The following is a 15,858-nucleotide window of genomic DNA, read 5'->3' on the forward strand; positions in this document are numbered from 1 at the left end:
TTCAACACTAACTCATCTATAAATCTCGCCATATTTATATATCTGTCCAGCAACAATATGTATGACTTTCATCACAGATGGCCCTTTTCCTGCTCGGGATCCCGGTGGTCTGCTCCTAGTCTGATAAGCCTATTCATCAGGTCTGCGAAGACGAGAGGACAACCATGATTGGCGTGAAAAAGCTTCAGGACTTTTCCAAAGCAATGATCGGGCCGGTGCTATATCTGCCGGCTATCGGCCTGTTGATCGCCCTGTTCAGCATGACCACCAACCGGCTGTGGGTGGATGAAAGCAGCGCGCTCTACCTGTTGGGGAAATTCGTCTCCAGCATGCTCTGGGCGCTGATGAACCATCTCGGGTTTCTGTTCTGCCTTGGGCTGGCCAGCGGCCTGGCGAAAACCCGCAAAGCCGAAGCGGCCTTCGTGGCGGCGATGACCTGGCTGGTGTATCTGGCGGCGAACAATAGCTGGCTGACCCTGACCCATCGCCTGGCGTCCGGTGCCACCAACGCGCAACTGTACGGCAGTGGACAAACCTTTATCTTTGGCTTTCAGGTCATTGATATGGGCGTGTTCCTTGGGATTATCCTTGGCTGCGCCGTCGCCTTTGTCCACAACCGCGTGGTCGGCATTGAGTTTCGCGGCGCGCTGTCGATCTACGGCAACAGTAAGCTGGTGCTGATCGTGATGCTACCGCTGGTTGGCCTGTTTGCTATCGCCACCGTCTATCTCTGGCCGGTGGTTGAGCTGGGCATTTCGGCGCTGACCGGCTTTATGAAATCCTTTGGCGCCATCGGGGTATTCCTGTACGGTTTTCTCAACCGGTTCCTGATCCCGACCGGGTTGCATCATCTGATCTGGTCGCCGTTTGTCTTTACCTCCATCGGCGGACAGCTGCTGATTGATGGTCAAACGGTTATTGGCGCCAAGCCTATTTTCCTTGCCGAAATCGCCCGTCATCCCATCGGGGCGCTGAGTGATTCCGCCCGGTTTTTAACCTACGGGATGGTGAAGATCTTCGGCACCGCCGGCATGGCGCTCGCCTTCTACCGTACGGCGAAACCGGAGAATAAGCAGCGGCTTAAAGTCACGCTGATCCCCTTAATTGTGACCTCCGTTCTGGTGGGGATCACCGAACCTTTTGAGTTTCTCTTTATCTTCACCGCCCCGCTGCTGTGGCTTATCTACTCCCTGCTGGACGGTTTTTTCCAGATGCTGGCCTGGCTGCTTCACGTGCGGGTCTGCGCCACCAACGGTCTTATCGATTTTGTCGTCTATAACCTCCCTGCCGGCGCCAGCGTGACGCGCTGGCCGGTATTTGTCGCCCTCGGCCTGCTGGAGACCGCCACCATGTACCTGGTCGGCACCTTCTGTATTACCCGTCTGCGGATGCTCACCCCGGGCCGTGAAGCGGCTGCCGATGCGGAGCTTTCCGAGCAGACGGGCCAGGCAAGCGAGATTGCCGATAAAGGTACGCTGGTGATTGCGGGACTGGGCGGAAAAGAGAATGTCTGCGTAGTGGAAAACTGTTTTACCCGTCTGCGGGTCGATGTGCGCGACCCCGCCCTCATCCAGCAGTCGCTGTTGAAAGAGAGCGGCGGGAGCAGCGTGCTGATTAAAGGCAACCATGTCCAGGTGATCTATGGCCTGGGGGTTAACAAAATTCGAACGGCGGTCAACGCCAGTCTGGGTGTTACTGAATAACGAGGTGGTAAATGAAAGATAATTTTGTGGTCACGATTGCCGGCGGCGGCAGTACTTATACCCCTGGGATTGTGATGATGTTGCTGGAAAATATGTCGCGCTTTCCCCTGCGGGAGATCCGTCTGTACGACAACCATCACCAGCGTCAGAAAACGATCGGCGACGCCTGCGCTATTCTGGTGGCAGAACGCTTCCCGCAGGTGAAGTTCAGCTATACCACCGATCCGCAGGCGGCCTTCACTGACGTCGATTTTGTGATGGCGCATATTCGCGTCGGTCTGTATGAAATGCGGGAAAAGGATGAAAAGATCCCGTTAAAATATGGCGTGCCGGGACAGGAGACCTGCGGTCCGGGTGGGATTGCCTACGGCATGCGCTCCATTGCCGGGGTGCTGGAGCTGGTCGATTATATGCAGCAATACGCTCCGAACGCCTGGATGCTCAACTATTCCAATCCGGCGGCCATCGTCGCGGAAGCCACCCGTCGCCTGCGACCCGACGCGCGCATCATCAACATCTGCGATATGCCGGTGGCTATCGAGGGGCTATTTGCCGACATCCTCGGCCTGCCGTCGCGCAAGGCGCTGAACGTCCGCTACTATGGCCTGAACCATTTCGGCTGGTGGACCCGTATCACCGATAAAGCCGGTAACGATCTGATGCCGGCGCTGAAGCGTCATGTGGCGGAACAGGGATACAGCAGTCCAAAAGAAGATTTTCAGCATAAAGCGCCAAGCTGGATCGAAACCTTTAAAAAGGTGAAGGATGTGTTTGCCCTCGATCCGTCGACACTGCCTAACACCTATCTGAAATACTACCTCTATCCTGACTATGAGGTGGCGCACGCCGATCCAGACTTTACGCGGGCGAACGAGGTGATGGCCGGACGTGAAAAAGAGGTCTTCGATATGGCCCGGGAGATTACCCGTCGGGGCACGGCGGAAGGCGCGCATTTTCATGCCGGGGCACATGCCACCTTTATCGTCGACCTCGCCTGCGCCATCGCTTTTAACACCCAGGAGCGGATGCTGTTGATCATTGAGAACAACGGGGCGATCGCCAACTTTGATGAGACGGCGATGGTGGAAGTCCCCTGCCTGGTGGGCGTCAATGGCCCGGAGCCGCTGGCGATGGGGAAAATCCCGTCGTTCCAGAAAGGGTTGATGGAGCAGCAGGTGGCGGTCGAAAAGCTGGTGGTTGACGCCTGGGTTGAGGGTAGTTACCAGAAACTGTGGCAGGCCATTACGCTATCGAAAACGGTGCCCAGCGCCGCGGTGGCGAAAGCCATCCTCGATGAACTGATCGTCGCCAACGAAGGCTACTGGCCCGCACTGCACTGATCTTTTTCGTGATGGGTAAAATGCAGAGGATCCCCCTTCTCTGCATTTTTACCCAGCGTTCCCGCCGGCCACACATTCATCCTATAACCTCCCCCACGGGCTTTCTTCCCCTCCAGACCGTTGCCAGAAGGCCGCCATCCTCGTTTTACCCTGATCACAGTAATGAAATATAAATTCTATTCCAGGATATTATGGCGTAAAAATGTGATCTGCGTTGTATTCTTTGATTTACATTAACCTACTGAAAACAACATCATTATTACCGGCCTGTAAATTTAACCTGGTTTTCATGGGGATATGCTCCCTCCATCCTTTGTGATTGGCTTCATGCATTTACCATTCTGCAACACCAATTTGAAATTAAATTTTCATAATGTGATCTTGTAGCATGCTCATTCCATTTCTTTGTGCCATATTCTTATCACGATAAATCGCCGCAACGACAGCAACGTGCCACACCAGGGCGCTGTCCACCGGCAGACGTCGGCGCTGCCGACGCACTGAAGACCGCTAACCCGAAAAGGAGAACGGATATCGACTACATCCATGTCAACACCAAGCCGTAAACCTCTTTGACCGCCATTGCTGAGCGTACCCTGCCATGTGCTGAGCAATTACACAAAGAAGAAAAATCATTTAGTTCAGTTAGATACGACAACACAGGCGTAATAAATCCTGACTGGGGAGATGTATTTTTATCTTGTGTCGTTCAATAAAATAAAGGGACTACCATGTCATTTATAACAAACCTGAACCAGCAACAGAGAAAACGACTTCATCAGATCACCTTAGTGGCCACCTTCGGCGGCCTGCTTTTCGGTTACGACACCGGCGTTATCAACGGCGCCTTTTCCTCACTGAAGCAGTACATGGCGCTGACCCCGACTACCGAAGGGCTGGTGATGAGCGTCCTGCTGATCGGCGCCGCGCTGGGCAGCGTGTTTGGCGGCAAGTTTGCCGACTTCTTCGGCCGGCGCAAATATTTACTCTTCCTCTCCTTTATTTTTCTTATCGGCGCCCTGCTTTCCGCCGCAGCTCCCGATATCACCACCCTGCTGATTGCCCGCGCCCTGCTGGGCTACGCCGTCGGCGGCGCGTCGGTCACTGCCCCCACTTTTATTTCGGAAGTGGCGCCTACCGAGATGCGCGGTAAGCTGACCGGCCTGAATGAAGTCGCCATCGTCATTGGCCAGTTGGCGGCGTTTGCCATCAACGCGATCATTGGCATCATCTGGGGCCATCTGCCGGACGTCTGGCGCTATATGCTGCTGGTACAGGCCATTCCCGCTGTCTGCCTCTTTGTTGGCATGTGGCGCGCGCCGGAAAGCCCGCGCTGGCTGATCAGCAAAAATCGCCACGAGGAAGCGCTGCATATTCTCAAACAGATCCGCCCGGCGGAACGCGCGCAGAAGGAGTATGACGACATCTCCACCCTGATCAAAATTGAAGCCGGCAATAAGTACAGCGCTCAGGGCACCTTCACGACTATCCTCAAAACGCCATGGATCCTCAAAATTTTGCTGGTCGGTATTACCTGGGCCGCGTTGCAGCAAACTACTGGGGTTAACGTCATTATGTACTACGGCACGGAAATTCTGAATGCTGCCGGCTTCTCAGAGCGTACCTCGCTGATCTGTAACGTGCTGAACGGTGTCTTCTCCGTCGGCGGTATGCTGATTGGCGTGCTGTTCCTTGTCGACCGTTTCAAACGTAAGACGATCATTATCTACGGCTTTGCCATTATGGCCACGCTGCACCTGATTATCGCCGCTGTCGATTACACCCTGGTGGGCGATCTGAAAGCCACCGCCATCTGGCTGCTGGGCGCGCTGTTCGTCGGTGTGATGCAGGGTTCCATGGGCTTTATTACCTGGGTGGTATTAGCTGAGCTGTTCCCGTTGAAATTCCGCGGGCTGTCGATGGGGATCTCGGTATTTTTCATGTGGATCATGAACGCGGTGGTCAGCTACCTGTTCCCGCTGCTGCAGGCGAAACTGGGCCTTGGGCCGGTCTTCTTCATCTTCGCAGCCATCAACTACTTAGCGATTCTGTTCGTGGTCTTCGCCCTACCGGAGACCTCCAATAAATCGCTCGAGCAGTTAGAAGAAGAGCTGTCAGCGAATCATGAGGGTAAAAAATCTACGCGTCTCACCAGGGAGGTTGGCTATGATCGATAACATCACGCTGGATAATCTGCATATCGGCTGCAAGGCCAGTAATAAAGCGGAAGTGATCGCTATGATTGGCGCGGAGTGTAAAGCCAAAGGATATGTGAATCAGGAGTGCGTTCACTTTCTGCTGGAGCGTGAACATCAGGTTTCCACTTTTTTGGGGAATGGCATCACCTTGCCACATTTGCCGAAATCCGCGACGGATATCATTCTCAAAACCGGCATTGAGATCTTTCAGTTCCCTGATGGCGTTATCTGGGATCGCAGCAACGTGATGTTTATTGCCATCGGCGTCATCGCGAAAGAAAAAGAGCATATTGATGTGCTCAAAGAAATTGCCTCGATATTTAGCGATGAACTGATCGCTAACGCGCTGTCATTAATTTCAGACAAAAATGACTTCCTGAAAATTCTGCAACATAATGCCTTGCCTCATTAGGTATGACGCCAGCCGGAGCCTTGGCTCCGGCTGTTTCAGACCACTCCCGCAAGCGGCCAGCGGTGAATAGTGAATAGGTTTTAATTTAGCTGGTGATAGAGCCACATAAAATAATAACAATGGAAATTACCGTCATATTGTTAAATGGGCCATGGAGAATATTTCACTGCCACAATAAATTTTAAAAAACACCTATAAAAACAAGTGATTTCGTTTTTTTTACCCACCATTCTCTACGCCTTTCCATTGCCATGCTGCGATCGCTGCATGCCAGTGATTACTGCGCTATTCCATAAATTTTGATTTATATCAATACCTCGTCGGGCATTAAACTGCATTTTACAGCGCGATTATTTTGGCAAGGTGTATACGACATTGGTTTTACGACTTGGATATTTCTTTAGCCGTCCCTCAAGCCTGTGGGGATGGTTGATGTGTAACGCGCTTAACGGCATCGCGATTGTGCTTTGCTTTCGCGCGATAAGCATCGTGACGGGCTTTAGCGAAGTGGTCTGGCAGGTCATCATCACGCTGGCTATTATTATATCAACCTGGTACAGCGCTAATTATTTCGCTGCGCTGGAAGCTCGACGCGATAAACGACGCTTTATGCTGCTGGCCTGGGTGGTCATCACCATTCTGTTAAATTTCATTCACCTTGGCGGTGGTTAACGCTGTTAATGCAAGGATCATCTCATGACGCTGGCGATGCTGTGGGTGCTTATCAGTCATCATAAAGGGCTGACGCTGTTACTGATCGTGGTTATTGCGCTGGTGCTTATTGCGCTCATCCCGCTGGTAAAAAGGCTGTTGCGTAGCATCAACGGCGATCCCTGACCGTGTCCTGATGGCCGCCGACAGGCGGCCATGTATCCTGCGTTTTCGCTTCGCCCCCCCACCAGCCCCGTCCGGTATCCCACGCAGATCCAAAGCGCACAAAAGAAATGAGAACCATTATCAAACAAGCTGTGTTACCGTGTCAGCCCAACAAAATGACAGCTCAAAGAATACAGGGGGTTAGACAAGGTGAAGCGGAATTCAAGGAGCATCCGGGCGCGCGGGCTGCTGACGCTGGCGGTTGGCGTGCTCTTCTACAGTAGCGGTAGCACCGCCCGACCGGATCTTCAGCCGCTGGGGCCAAACATCGCCGATAAAGGGTCAGCGTACTATCATTTTACGCAACGTCAGTATGACTCCGCCGATGGCGAACGCCACTACCGGGTGTGGACTGCCGTGCCGGACAAAGCCCCGCCCGCCGCCGGCTATCCTGTGCTGTATATGCTGGATGGTAACGCGGTGATGGATAAGCTTAACGACGCCCTTCTGCAGCAGCTCTCCGCCGGCTCCCCGCCGGTGATCGTCGCTATCGGTTACCAGACAACGCTGCCCTTCGATACCGCCGCCCGGGCCTGGGATTACACTCCTCCGCTAAAGGCCTTCAAACCGCAAGTCGGGAAACCCGCGCTGCCGCCGCGAAAAACCGGAGGTAATGACCTGTTTCGTCAGTTGCTGACCGAAACAATGGTGCCGCAAACGGAAGCTCACCTGAAAATAGATCCCCACCAGCGCGCGATCTGGGGCCACTCCTACGGCGGGCTGTTTGTGCTCGACGCGTGGCGGAAGACCTCGCTGTTTCACCTCTATTATTCGGCCAGCCCGTCGCTGGGCCAGGCGCAGGAATCTCCGCTGAAGGGCAGCGAAGCTTTAAGCGCCACCGCCTTCATCGGGAAATCGCTGTATCTGCTGGAAGGTGATGGCAAAGCTGCCCGGGAACCCACCGGCCACGTGGCCTCCCTGAGTCTGTTGCGACACACTCAGCAGCAGCTGGCCGACAAAGGCCTGACGGTGGCTTTCTGGCGCTACCCTGGTATGACGCACGGTCAGATGTTTGACGTCTCGCTGCAGTCGGCTCTGCTGCATCTTTCCGGGCAGGCTCCGCTGGCGCATCAGTAATGACGCAGCGCCCACCCGCAGCCGGTGGGCGTATCAGGACGACGGAGGCAGGTGTTTAATATCCACCGGCTCGCCGAACAGAAAGCCTTGCATCTCGTCACACCCCTCCTCTTCGAGGATCTGCAGTTGCCCGGCGGTTTCCACCCCCTCGGCGATAAGCGGTGTATTAATTGAATTTCCCAGCGAAATGATGGCCCGCACGAATGAGCGGACCTGGGGATTACTCTCCACATCAAGCATAAAACTGCGGTCGAGTTTAATCACGTCGAAATGGAAATCGCGCAGCATGCTCAGGGAGGAGTAGCCGGTACCGAAGTCATCGAGTGCGATGCTGATCCCCATTTTTTGCAGATGATGCAGGACGCTAAAGGCCAGCTGCTTATTGATGATGAACGCCGTCTCCGTCACTTCAAACTCAAGCAGGCTGACCGGATAGGCGGTACGCATCAGGATCTCGCGGACTTTTTCGATAAAGCTGCGGTGACGCAACTGCACCGGCGAGATATTGACCGAAACTTTTCTGTTGAGACCCTTTTCCAGCGATTCGTTACACACCTGCTCGAGCACCCAGTAACCTAAGGGCACGATGGCGCCGCTCTCTTCGGCGATGGGAATAAACACGTCAGGCGGGATCGGCCCCAGCTGCGGATGCTGCCAGCGCAGCAGCGCCTCGTAACCGGTGATCCGGCGATCTTTGATGTTGCGGATAGCCTGATAGTGGAGCGAAAATTCTCCTGCGTGAATACCGCGCCGGATGTCGGCGGCCATCATATTGCGCTGCCGCGTCTTGTCATCCATTTCACGTTCGTACCAGCAAATCTTGTGGTCGAGACTGCTCTTTGCCCGATACATGGCCAGATCGGAATTGCTCAGTACCGTGTTAATATCCGTACCGTCCTCCGGGTAGACCGAGATGCCAATGCTGGCGGAGAGAACCACTTCCGTCGCGGCAAACGTCTGCTTACCGCTGAAGCAGTGCCAGAGGCGCGCAGCAAAGGCATCCACTTCACCCTCATCGGCAAAAGGTTTAACGGCCACAAACTCATCGCCGCCAAAGCGCGCGACCATCTCCTCCTTCTGCAGCGTTTTCAGCACGGCGCCTGCCACACGCTGCAGCAGCTGGTCACCAATCAGATGGCCCTGCAGGTCATTAATCTCTTTAAACTTGTCTAAATCGATGGTGAAAATGGCAAAGCGGCGGGCATCATTACCGGTGATCAGCTTTTCCACCCGCTCAAAGAACTCCACCCGGTTAGGTAAACCAGTCAGCGCATCGTAGCGCGCCATCCATGCGATGCGGTCATTAATCGCTTTTTGTTCACTGATATCGCGGGTGATTTTGGCAAAACCCAGCAGGGTGTTCTGCTCATCGCGGATGGTATCGATCATGACATGCGCCCAGAATCGGGAGCCGTCTTTGCGGTAACGCCAGCCTTCCCCTTCGAACTGCCCGCTACGCAGGGCGATTTCCAGGTTTTTCGCCGGTACACCGGAGAGTTGCTCAGCTTCGCTATAGAAGAGACCGAAGTAGCAACCGATGATCTCGTCGCTCAGGTACCCTTTTGCCCGGCGGGCACCTTCGTTCCAGCTGATGACCGTACCGTCAGTGCTCAGCATGTATATTGCATAATCTTTAACACTTTCAATAAAGTGACGATAGGCGATATCCGTCAGGTGATCGTTACTCATGGTACAGCGCTCTCTGTGGCTCGGTCGTGGCAAAACGCACTAGATATAGCAGAACAACGCCCATGATGAATACAAGGTTAAGACGTTTTGTTGCCGCCTTTCTGGCCCTGGCAACCGCAGATAGCGCGCCAGACAGCTCTGTTAAGCGTAGTGGAATCCACTGCGCCGGGTAATGACAATCTGACGATTTTTGCACTTAGGTCGCCCACTAATAGTTACTTTTATTGATTAAAAAGTTTGATTGAAAGAATAAATAAAAGGAGTAATGTTAATAATACTTTCTATGGAGGTTAAATATGTTGCGTGATTATTTAAAAGTGGAAAAAGAAGACCAGCTTGTTGAACAACAGAGCCGTCATGACAATAGCCAGCATTATTCTGCGGTGACTGAATGGGTTATTTTGAGTAAAGATGGTCAGCGTAAAGGTCGGGTATCCCTGTTCGACCGTTTCACCACCCGCCGCTCCTGGAGCGACAGCTTTCGCATTACGCAGTTCGATAATGCGGGTAAAGTGGTGGTGGATAAACTCACTGACGCGCTGTAACTCCCCCGGATTCCCGGCCTGACGGGAGAATATTCATACGCAAAATTAACACCTGCATTAAATATATTGATGCGCCGCGCTTCGCCGCCGTCATGTTATTTTCATTCTGCATACCGATAATCTAATGGGTATTTTCGCCATGGTGAATGGCGCGAATGATTAACCCGAAAAAAATGCTGAAAATAAGCCCGCTGGTCGGGCTTTTTTGCGTGGGCCTCTCGCCTCCCCCCCGGTCACGACACAAAATGCCCATGACATCCCGTGCCGGTCTGTATACGATGCATATACGAATCATATATGGACTGTCTCTATGGGAATCGTCAAAATCTCCGATCTATTGCACGATGATATTCGTGATGCCAGCAAAGCTATGTCCCGCTCCGTCAATGCCCAGGCGGAATACTGGATCCGTCTGGGCATGATGAGCGAGCTCTACCCCGAGCTTAACCACCAGCAGATCAAACTGCTGATGCTGAAATCCGGCTCTGACCGTCTGCTGGAGGTAATCAATGCCATCAATAATCATTAAAACCGCCGATGAACTCGCACGTCAGCGCCATGCCGGCCAGCTGCTGGCGTCGGTGTTTGATATGCTGGATACCTTTATCGTTCCCGGCGTAACGACGATGGCGATTAACGATCGAGTGGAAGATTTTATCGTCAACCAACTGCATGCCCGCCCGGCCAGCAAGGGGCAATACGATTTTCCCTATGTGTTGAACACCTCCATTAACGATGTGGTGTGCCACGGGATCCCCAAAGCGACCGAACATCTGCGCGCCGGGATGATTGTTAACGTCGATATCACCCTGGAGAAAGCGGGCATGATTGCCGACTCCAGCAAGATGTACCTGATAGGCGACGTCTCCCCGCTGGCCCGCCGGCTGGTAAAGACCACCTATGAAGCGATGTGGAAAGGCATTGAGGTGGTGAAACCTGGCGCGACGCTGGGCGATATTGGCCACGCTATTCAGCGCTGGGTCGAGGACCATGGCTACAGCGTGGTCAGAGAATATTGCGGTCACGGCGTCGGCCAGGAAATGCATGAGGAACCGCAGGTGCTGCATTACGGCCGCCCCGGGGAAGGCGCCGTGTTGCGCGAAGGAATGGTGTTCACCATTGAGCCGATGGTGAACCAGGGCGACAGCCGCATCAAAACCAAAAAAGATGGCTGGACGGTCGTCACCCGCGATAAAAAACTCTCCGCGCAATGGGAGCACACCGTGGCCGTTACCGCCAACGGATTTGAGGTGCTGACGCTACGCGACGACGAGCAGTCGCGGATCCGCTAAGTTTTCTTCTCCCGGTATACCGGCATAGCCGACATTTCTCGCTGGCGAGTACCTCCCTTCGTCAGCGCACTTTATCCCCTGGCCTCTATTGCCCCCCGCGTTCTCCACACCGCGCCGGGAGTGTCTGCTTTACTCCTCATAAAGTTAATCATAAAACGATAAAAATTTATTGTAAAACGATAAACACCAGGCTAACCTGCGCTCACTTTAACACCAGGGAGAAGCGGTATTCCCTCACCTGGATGTCGTACCGCGTTAAGGAGAAAACATGCGCTGGAACCGCTATCGCCGGGACAGACAGATCATTGCCGCCGTGCTGGTTTTTACCGTCATCGTGGCGGCGGGGATCGCCCTGCAGCCCGGCTTTCATCCCCCCAGCTCCCGGACGACGGGGGATAAACAGCTGGTCTCGATATTAACGCCCCTGCTTAATGGCGCCCGCGGACAGGTCGCCGCAGCGCTGATTACGCCTCAGGGGGTGCGCTACGGTCTGTGGGGGAGCGAGTATACGACACAGTATGAGATCGCCAGCCTGAGCAAAACCATGACCGCCAGCCTGCTGCTGGAGGCTATTCGCCGCGGCGAAGTCACCGCGCAGACGCCGGTGTCGGCGCTGGTCCCGGAGATTGTCAGCCCGGTGCGGGATGTTACCCTGGAGCAACTGGTTTCTCACCGTTCAGGACTGCCACCGCTCACCGCGTCGGTTGGGCAGCGGCTGGCTATTATGAGCGATATTGCCCGGCGGCAGAATCCCTGGCGCTACGATCGACCCGCGCTGATCGCGATGATGAACCAGGCCACCCTGCAGCCGACGAAATGGTTTGATTATTCCAACGCCGGGTTTGCCCTGCTCGGACTGGCGCTGGAGCGGGCGTCCCATCGCGATTTTGCCACACTGATGGCGCAACGGGTCTTTGCCCCCACCGGAATGCAGGGCGCGGAAGTGGCCCGGCACAATACTCCAGCCTCGCCGACGTTTACCATGGGCTGGTCAGCCTCTGGTTTCCCTCAGCAGCCATGGGTGATGGACGCCTTCGCCCCCGCCGGCGGCGTCCGCGCCACGATTGTCGATATGGCGAAATATGCCCAGGCGCTGCTGGCAGGAAACCTGGCGGGCAGTGAAGGCATGCACTCCCTGTTCGCCACCGATGATCCCGATTCCCGGGTGGGTTATGCCTGGTTCACTACCCGCGTCCGCGGACGGGAGATCGTCTGGCATGACGGGCAGAGTGGCGGCTTTGCGGCAATGATGGCCTTCGACCGACAGCGACAGACCGCGGTAGTGATCCTCTCCGATACCGCCTGGCCGGTGATCGGACCTGCCATCAAGCTCTTACTGGCTGCCACCCCTGATGAACAGGAGGCGCGTAATGAACGGAATTGACATCCTCTGGGCGCTGTTAACGCTGTTGTCGGTGATCCTGTTTATTTCCGGCGACTGGCTGGCGCAGCGAAAAATACGCCTGCTCAATTATGTTTTGCTGGCGACCGGGGTTATTTATCTCGCCGAGGTTTTCCAGACCCTGCAGAATCTCGGCAAAATGGGCTACCTGTTTCGGATGCTGACCTGGACCATCCAGGCGTCGTTCATCACCCTCAGCCTCTACCGCGTCTGGACCCGTCCGTGGTTTGCCAGCCGTCGTCGCGGCGTCCGGGCGATGAGCGTTGTCTTCGCCGTGACCCTTATGTCATGCCTGGCGCGGCTGGTGCTTTAATTATTCTCATCAATCAGGAAGGTAAATTGTGAAGCAATCCAGAACCCGGCTGAGTCTGGCTATTATTAGCGGCATACTGCCCCTCTTTTTTATGCTCGCCCTGATCGTGCCGCTGTGGATTTTCTTTACCGGCGAACGATATTTTCTTTCCACCCTGCTGCACTTTGCTGAAGTGCCGTTAACCGACAACCCGGCCCAGGCGCCGGGGATGGCGAGACGTTTGCTGCTGCTGGCCCTGCTGTATCTTCCGGCCGGGCTGTTCGCGTTCGCTATCTGGCAGGGCATGAAGGTAACCCGCAGCGTCCGCCAGCGCAGCGTGCTCAGCCTCTCCCTGGCGCACAGCGTTCGTTACATCGCTCTGGCCATGGTGGGCATGGGGATCCTGTTGCCGGTGTGCCGCTTTCTGATCCCGCTGCTCGCCTGGTGGCCGCAGCCTTATTATCAGGTGGTGTTTCTGCTCAGCGACGGGGTGCTGCTTCTGACAGGAAGCTTGCTGTTTGTGACATTTCACGCCATGCTCCACGGGATCCGTGCGGAAGAAGAGAATAAGGAGTTTATTTAACGATGGCTGTGGTGGTGAATCTGGACAAACTGCTGGTGGAAAAAAAGATGACGTCCAGGGCGCTGGCGGCCTTTGTAGGCATTACCGAACAGAACCTGTCGCTGCTCAAGTCGGGAAAAGTCAAAGGCATCCGTTTTGATACCCTGTCCCGCATCTGCGAGGCGCTGGAATGTCAGCCCGGTGATATCCTCGCCTGGGAACCCGACTGAGGCGATACTCTGCTGTCGGACGACGGCAAGGATTGTTTTCATGAAATGTACTCTACGTGCGCGTCACCCCAGTAGTCACTGCTGACGCGCGCTGAAACCGCCCACCGCGTTACCCTTTACGTCCTGCATCCGCTTACCCTTCACCGCGTTTTTCTTACCTTAGCGATAGCGAATAATGACATCCGCTTCACTGTGCTGTGCATTTCGCCAGTGGAGACTGACCTCACCGCGATCATCCGGCATGGCATAGCGAGGGGGGTTGTCTGTCAAGGCGACCTGTTCCGGTGAACGGTGCTGGCACGAAACATCGATACGATTGCGCTGCGGCGCGATAAGACAGGCCGGATTGATGACACGTCCCGAAAAATGAACCTGACCGGAGAGCGCAGCAGACGACGCCAGCGGCGCCAGACACAGACATATTAGAGCGAGACGGAGCGGAGACATAGCAATCTTCCTTGATAGCGAGTGACACTGCGCGGCACAGAATCGTTCTGTGCCATCCAACCTGCGGCTTCCTGCCGCGATCTTCACGCTACGGCAAAATAGCGGCAGCGTAAACGATTATTCTGCCCTCTCCGGTCAACTGCCGGGAATAACAGCAACTTTTTGCCAGAACTTTGCCAAAACAGGCGTCCCCGGGAAATAATACATTCTGTATATAGAACCCAATTACAATATTAAATGAGATTATACTTACACCAAAAAATAAAGATTGTTACAGCTTAACACACCTTATCCATGGGCCTTTACGACGTTCTCCGTATAATCCCGCCCCCGACGGCAAGATACATTAGTGATGCTTACTGTTTTTTGTGAACAGAAATAAAAAACATGCTTTAAAAATGTTAAACGATTTAATTAACTTGTGATTATTTAATAAGGTTTGAGTATGAAAGAAAAAGGCACCCTGCTGGTTGTGGGTTCACTGCTGGCCTTCAGTCTGGCTACTGTGACCCCCGCCCGCGCGGCGGGCACACTGAATTTCACCGGTAAAATTATTAACGAGTCGTGCCAGATCGCCAACAACGGTGGCGATGTGAATGTCGATTTTGGCAACGTCGATATGTCGGCGCTGAAATCACATGAAGCGAAAACCGCAGAAACACCGTTTACTATCAACCTGACCGGCTGCCCGCTGGCGCAGAATATCAGCATTAGCCTGGAGGGTACCCCGGACACCAATGCTAACGGCACCACCGCCGCCGTGCTGGCGCTCTCCGATGCCGCGGATACCGCCAAAGGGGTGGGCATTGAAGTCTTCTCTTCCCCTGACGGCTCAACGGAAGGCACTCAGTTGACCTTTGACAAACAGAGCAAAACGGCGGTTTCGCAAGCCGACGAAAACGGTGATATTGCCTTTAATTTTATTGCCGATCTGAAGAGCGATTCCTCCCTGGATGTCACCGCCGGCAATATTAATGCCACGGCCAATATTGATATTGTATATGAATAGAATGTGCTGATTGCCGCTTTTACCGAGGGCAGCATCCCCTTCCCTTATTTTCATTCCTCGTGACCGGATCCTCAATTATGCAGTGTTATAAAATGGCTTTTTTCCTGAGCCTTCTCTTTTGTCCGCTCCTGGCGTCTGCTGCCGGGGTTGCCATTGCCGGCACGCGTGTCATTTATAATGAACAAAGTCATGAGGCCGACATCACGGTAAAAAACACCAATCCTCACGATCCGGTACTTATTCAGAGCTGGGTAGACGATCTGGCTGATAATAATAAATCACCGTTTATCGTCACCCCGCCATTGTTCCGTCTGGATGCCGGAGACAGCAACGATTTGCGCGTGTTATTAACCTCGGCGCAACTGCCAAACGATCGGGAAAGTTTGTTCACCCTGAATATCAAAGTGATTCCTGCCAATACCGCGCCGGCTGGCGAGAACATTCTGCAATTTGCTATTAAGAATCAACTTAAGCTCATTTATCGCCCGGCAGGACTCCCGGGCTCGGCGCTCGACGCGGCGCAGCACCTGCGCTGGCACGTCAGTGGCAACCACCTGCAGGCGGAGAATGCCTCCCCCTATTATGTGACTATCACCACGCTCACCTGCGCGGGCCAGAACCAGAAAACACCGCTTGAGCACAGCGTGATTGCCCCTCACAGCCGTGAAGAGTACGCCCTGCCCGGCGAGGCCTGCACCCGCCAGGTGAGCTGGCGCATTTTGGATGATTTTGGCGCTGTGCAGACGTTTAGCGCTCCCGTTTCGGCGCACTAAAAGCCTGATGT

General features: G+C 54.3%; 18 protein-coding genes. 16 read left to right on the top strand and 2 right to left on the bottom strand.

Annotated elements, in window-relative coordinates:
• Positions 1 to 164: 164 nt before the first annotated feature.
• The 7 genes from HMPREF3142_RS03845 to HMPREF3142_RS03870 all read left to right on the top strand — a co-directional run bounded on the left by HMPREF3142_RS03845 (position 165) and on the right by HMPREF3142_RS03870 (position 7,606).
• Entirely contained in the window at positions 165 to 1,703 is a 1,539-nt protein-coding gene (locus HMPREF3142_RS03845) for a PTS transporter subunit EIIC (RefSeq protein WP_070611634.1), read from the top strand.
• An 11-nt stretch (positions 1,704 to 1,714) separates the two neighbouring features.
• The gene (locus HMPREF3142_RS03850) at positions 1,715 to 3,043 is read left to right on the top strand and encodes a 6-phospho-alpha-glucosidase (protein WP_070611636.1); all 1,329 of its coding nucleotides are present in this window, start codon (positions 1,715 to 1,717) and stop codon (positions 3,041 to 3,043) included.
• A 731-nt stretch (positions 3,044 to 3,774) separates the two neighbouring features.
• Positions 3,775 to 5,220 carry a sugar porter family MFS transporter gene (locus tag HMPREF3142_RS03855; protein WP_044612847.1) on the top strand — a complete coding sequence of 482 codons (1,446 nt, stop codon included), beginning with the start codon at positions 3,775 to 3,777 and terminating at the stop codon, positions 5,218 to 5,220.
• The gene (locus HMPREF3142_RS03860; RefSeq protein ID WP_008804904.1) at positions 5,210 to 5,653 is read left to right on the top strand and encodes a PTS sugar transporter subunit IIA; all 444 of its coding nucleotides are present in this window, start codon (positions 5,210 to 5,212) and stop codon (positions 5,651 to 5,653) included. The genes HMPREF3142_RS03855 and HMPREF3142_RS03860 overlap by 11 nt, the downstream gene beginning before the upstream one ends.
• A 432-nt stretch (positions 5,654 to 6,085) precedes the next feature.
• Entirely contained in the window at positions 6,086 to 6,325 is a 240-nt protein-coding gene (locus HMPREF3142_RS03865; RefSeq protein ID WP_012541738.1) for a hypothetical protein, read from the top strand.
• 24 nt (positions 6,326 to 6,349) lie between these two features.
• On the top strand, positions 6,350 to 6,490 hold the full coding sequence (locus HMPREF3142_RS29250) for a hypothetical protein (RefSeq protein WP_012541739.1): 141 nt from the start codon (positions 6,350 to 6,352) through the stop codon (positions 6,488 to 6,490).
• A 189-nt stretch (positions 6,491 to 6,679) separates the two neighbouring features.
• Positions 6,680 to 7,606: an alpha/beta hydrolase gene (locus HMPREF3142_RS03870; protein ID WP_032739906.1), complete on the top strand. Its 927-nt coding sequence runs from the start codon at positions 6,680 to 6,682 to the stop codon at positions 7,604 to 7,606.
• Between the two features lie 33 nt (positions 7,607 to 7,639).
• Here the strand turns inward: HMPREF3142_RS03870 and HMPREF3142_RS03875 are convergent, their stop codons facing one another.
• Positions 7,640 to 9,295 carry a putative bifunctional diguanylate cyclase/phosphodiesterase gene (locus tag HMPREF3142_RS03875; RefSeq protein ID WP_008804907.1) on the bottom strand — a complete coding sequence of 552 codons (1,656 nt, stop codon included), beginning with the start codon at positions 9,293 to 9,295 and terminating at the stop codon, positions 7,640 to 7,642.
• 296 nt (positions 9,296 to 9,591) lie between these two features.
• Here HMPREF3142_RS03875 and HMPREF3142_RS03880 point away from each other — a divergent pair, with 296 nt between their 5' ends.
• The 7 genes from HMPREF3142_RS03880 to HMPREF3142_RS03910 all read left to right on the top strand — a co-directional run bounded on the left by HMPREF3142_RS03880 (position 9,592) and on the right by HMPREF3142_RS03910 (position 13,618).
• Positions 9,592 to 9,840 carry a hypothetical protein gene (locus tag HMPREF3142_RS03880; RefSeq protein WP_008804908.1) on the top strand — a complete coding sequence of 83 codons (249 nt, stop codon included), beginning with the start codon at positions 9,592 to 9,594 and terminating at the stop codon, positions 9,838 to 9,840.
• Positions 9,841 to 10,150: 310 nt separating this feature from the next.
• A complete protein-coding gene (locus tag HMPREF3142_RS03885; protein WP_002904808.1) occupies positions 10,151 to 10,369 on the top strand; it encodes a ParD-like family protein in 219 nt (72 codons plus the stop codon).
• Complete coding sequence (gene map / locus HMPREF3142_RS03890) at positions 10,350 to 11,132, top strand: type I methionyl aminopeptidase (protein ID WP_008804909.1); 783 nt, start codon at positions 10,350 to 10,352, stop codon at positions 11,130 to 11,132. The genes HMPREF3142_RS03885 and map overlap by 20 nt, the downstream gene beginning before the upstream one ends.
• Before the next feature lie 268 nt (positions 11,133 to 11,400).
• Positions 11,401 to 12,516, top strand: coding sequence for a serine hydrolase domain-containing protein (locus HMPREF3142_RS03895; RefSeq protein WP_070611638.1), 1,116 nt, complete (start codon positions 11,401 to 11,403; stop codon positions 12,514 to 12,516).
• Positions 12,503 to 12,847 carry a hypothetical protein gene (locus tag HMPREF3142_RS03900; protein WP_070611640.1) on the top strand — a complete coding sequence of 115 codons (345 nt, stop codon included), beginning with the start codon at positions 12,503 to 12,505 and terminating at the stop codon, positions 12,845 to 12,847. The genes HMPREF3142_RS03895 and HMPREF3142_RS03900 overlap by 14 nt, the downstream gene beginning before the upstream one ends.
• Positions 12,848 to 12,875: 28 nt before the next feature.
• The gene (locus HMPREF3142_RS03905; RefSeq protein ID WP_004205916.1) at positions 12,876 to 13,409 is read left to right on the top strand and encodes a DUF2975 domain-containing protein; all 534 of its coding nucleotides are present in this window, start codon (positions 12,876 to 12,878) and stop codon (positions 13,407 to 13,409) included.
• Between the two features lie 2 nt (positions 13,410 to 13,411).
• A complete protein-coding gene (locus HMPREF3142_RS03910; RefSeq protein ID WP_004205917.1) occupies positions 13,412 to 13,618 on the top strand; it encodes a helix-turn-helix domain-containing protein in 207 nt (68 codons plus the stop codon).
• Positions 13,619 to 13,777: 159 nt separating this feature from the next.
• On the opposite strand, the gene HMPREF3142_RS03915 is transcribed toward HMPREF3142_RS03910, so the two are convergent.
• Positions 13,778 to 14,065, bottom strand: coding sequence for a type 1 fimbrial protein (locus HMPREF3142_RS03915; protein ID WP_008804913.1), 288 nt, complete (start codon positions 14,063 to 14,065; stop codon positions 13,778 to 13,780).
• Positions 14,066 to 14,510: 445 nt separating this feature from the next.
• Between HMPREF3142_RS03915 and HMPREF3142_RS03920 the strand changes: the two genes are divergently transcribed.
• Together HMPREF3142_RS03920 and HMPREF3142_RS03925 are read left to right on the top strand one after the other, a co-directional pair.
• Positions 14,511 to 15,074, top strand: a complete 564-nt coding sequence (locus tag HMPREF3142_RS03920) for a fimbrial protein (protein WP_070611642.1) — start codon at positions 14,511 to 14,513, stop codon at positions 15,072 to 15,074.
• 77 nt (positions 15,075 to 15,151) lie between these two features.
• Complete coding sequence (locus tag HMPREF3142_RS03925; RefSeq protein WP_008804915.1) at positions 15,152 to 15,847, top strand: fimbrial biogenesis chaperone; 696 nt, start codon at positions 15,152 to 15,154, stop codon at positions 15,845 to 15,847.
• The last annotated feature ends 11 nt before the right edge of the window (positions 15,848 to 15,858 follow it).

It is taken from the genome of Klebsiella sp. HMSC16C06 (assembly GCF_001808325.1).
Taxonomy (GTDB): domain Bacteria; phylum Pseudomonadota; class Gammaproteobacteria; order Enterobacterales; family Enterobacteriaceae; genus Klebsiella; species Klebsiella variicola.

Coding starts and splice junctions, on each gene's coding strand:
- HMPREF3142_RS03845 (WP_070611634.1), top strand. CDS start 165: ATGATTGGCGTGAAAAAGCTTCAGGACTTTTCCAAAGCAATGATCGGG.
- HMPREF3142_RS03850 (WP_070611636.1), top strand. CDS start 1,715: ATGAAAGATAATTTTGTGGTCACGATTGCCGGCGGCGGCAGTACTTAT.
- HMPREF3142_RS03855 (WP_044612847.1), top strand. CDS start 3,775: ATGTCATTTATAACAAACCTGAACCAGCAACAGAGAAAACGACTTCAT.
- HMPREF3142_RS03860 (WP_008804904.1), top strand. CDS start 5,210: ATGATCGATAACATCACGCTGGATAATCTGCATATCGGCTGCAAGGCC.
- HMPREF3142_RS03865 (WP_012541738.1), top strand. CDS start 6,086: ATGTGTAACGCGCTTAACGGCATCGCGATTGTGCTTTGCTTTCGCGCG.
- HMPREF3142_RS29250 (WP_012541739.1), top strand. CDS start 6,350: ATGACGCTGGCGATGCTGTGGGTGCTTATCAGTCATCATAAAGGGCTG.
- HMPREF3142_RS03875 (WP_008804907.1), bottom strand. CDS start 9,295: ATGAGTAACGATCACCTGACGGATATCGCCTATCGTCACTTTATTGAA.
- HMPREF3142_RS03880 (WP_008804908.1), top strand. CDS start 9,592: ATGTTGCGTGATTATTTAAAAGTGGAAAAAGAAGACCAGCTTGTTGAA.
- HMPREF3142_RS03885 (WP_002904808.1), top strand. CDS start 10,151: ATGGGAATCGTCAAAATCTCCGATCTATTGCACGATGATATTCGTGAT.
- map (WP_008804909.1), top strand. CDS start 10,350: ATGCCATCAATAATCATTAAAACCGCCGATGAACTCGCACGTCAGCGC.
- HMPREF3142_RS03895 (WP_070611638.1), top strand. CDS start 11,401: ATGCGCTGGAACCGCTATCGCCGGGACAGACAGATCATTGCCGCCGTG.
- HMPREF3142_RS03900 (WP_070611640.1), top strand. CDS start 12,503: ATGAACGGAATTGACATCCTCTGGGCGCTGTTAACGCTGTTGTCGGTG.
- HMPREF3142_RS03910 (WP_004205917.1), top strand. CDS start 13,412: ATGGCTGTGGTGGTGAATCTGGACAAACTGCTGGTGGAAAAAAAGATG.
- HMPREF3142_RS03915 (WP_008804913.1), bottom strand. CDS start 14,065: ATGTCTCCGCTCCGTCTCGCTCTAATATGTCTGTGTCTGGCGCCGCTG.
- HMPREF3142_RS03920 (WP_070611642.1), top strand. CDS start 14,511: ATGAAAGAAAAAGGCACCCTGCTGGTTGTGGGTTCACTGCTGGCCTTC.
- HMPREF3142_RS03925 (WP_008804915.1), top strand. CDS start 15,152: ATGCAGTGTTATAAAATGGCTTTTTTCCTGAGCCTTCTCTTTTGTCCG.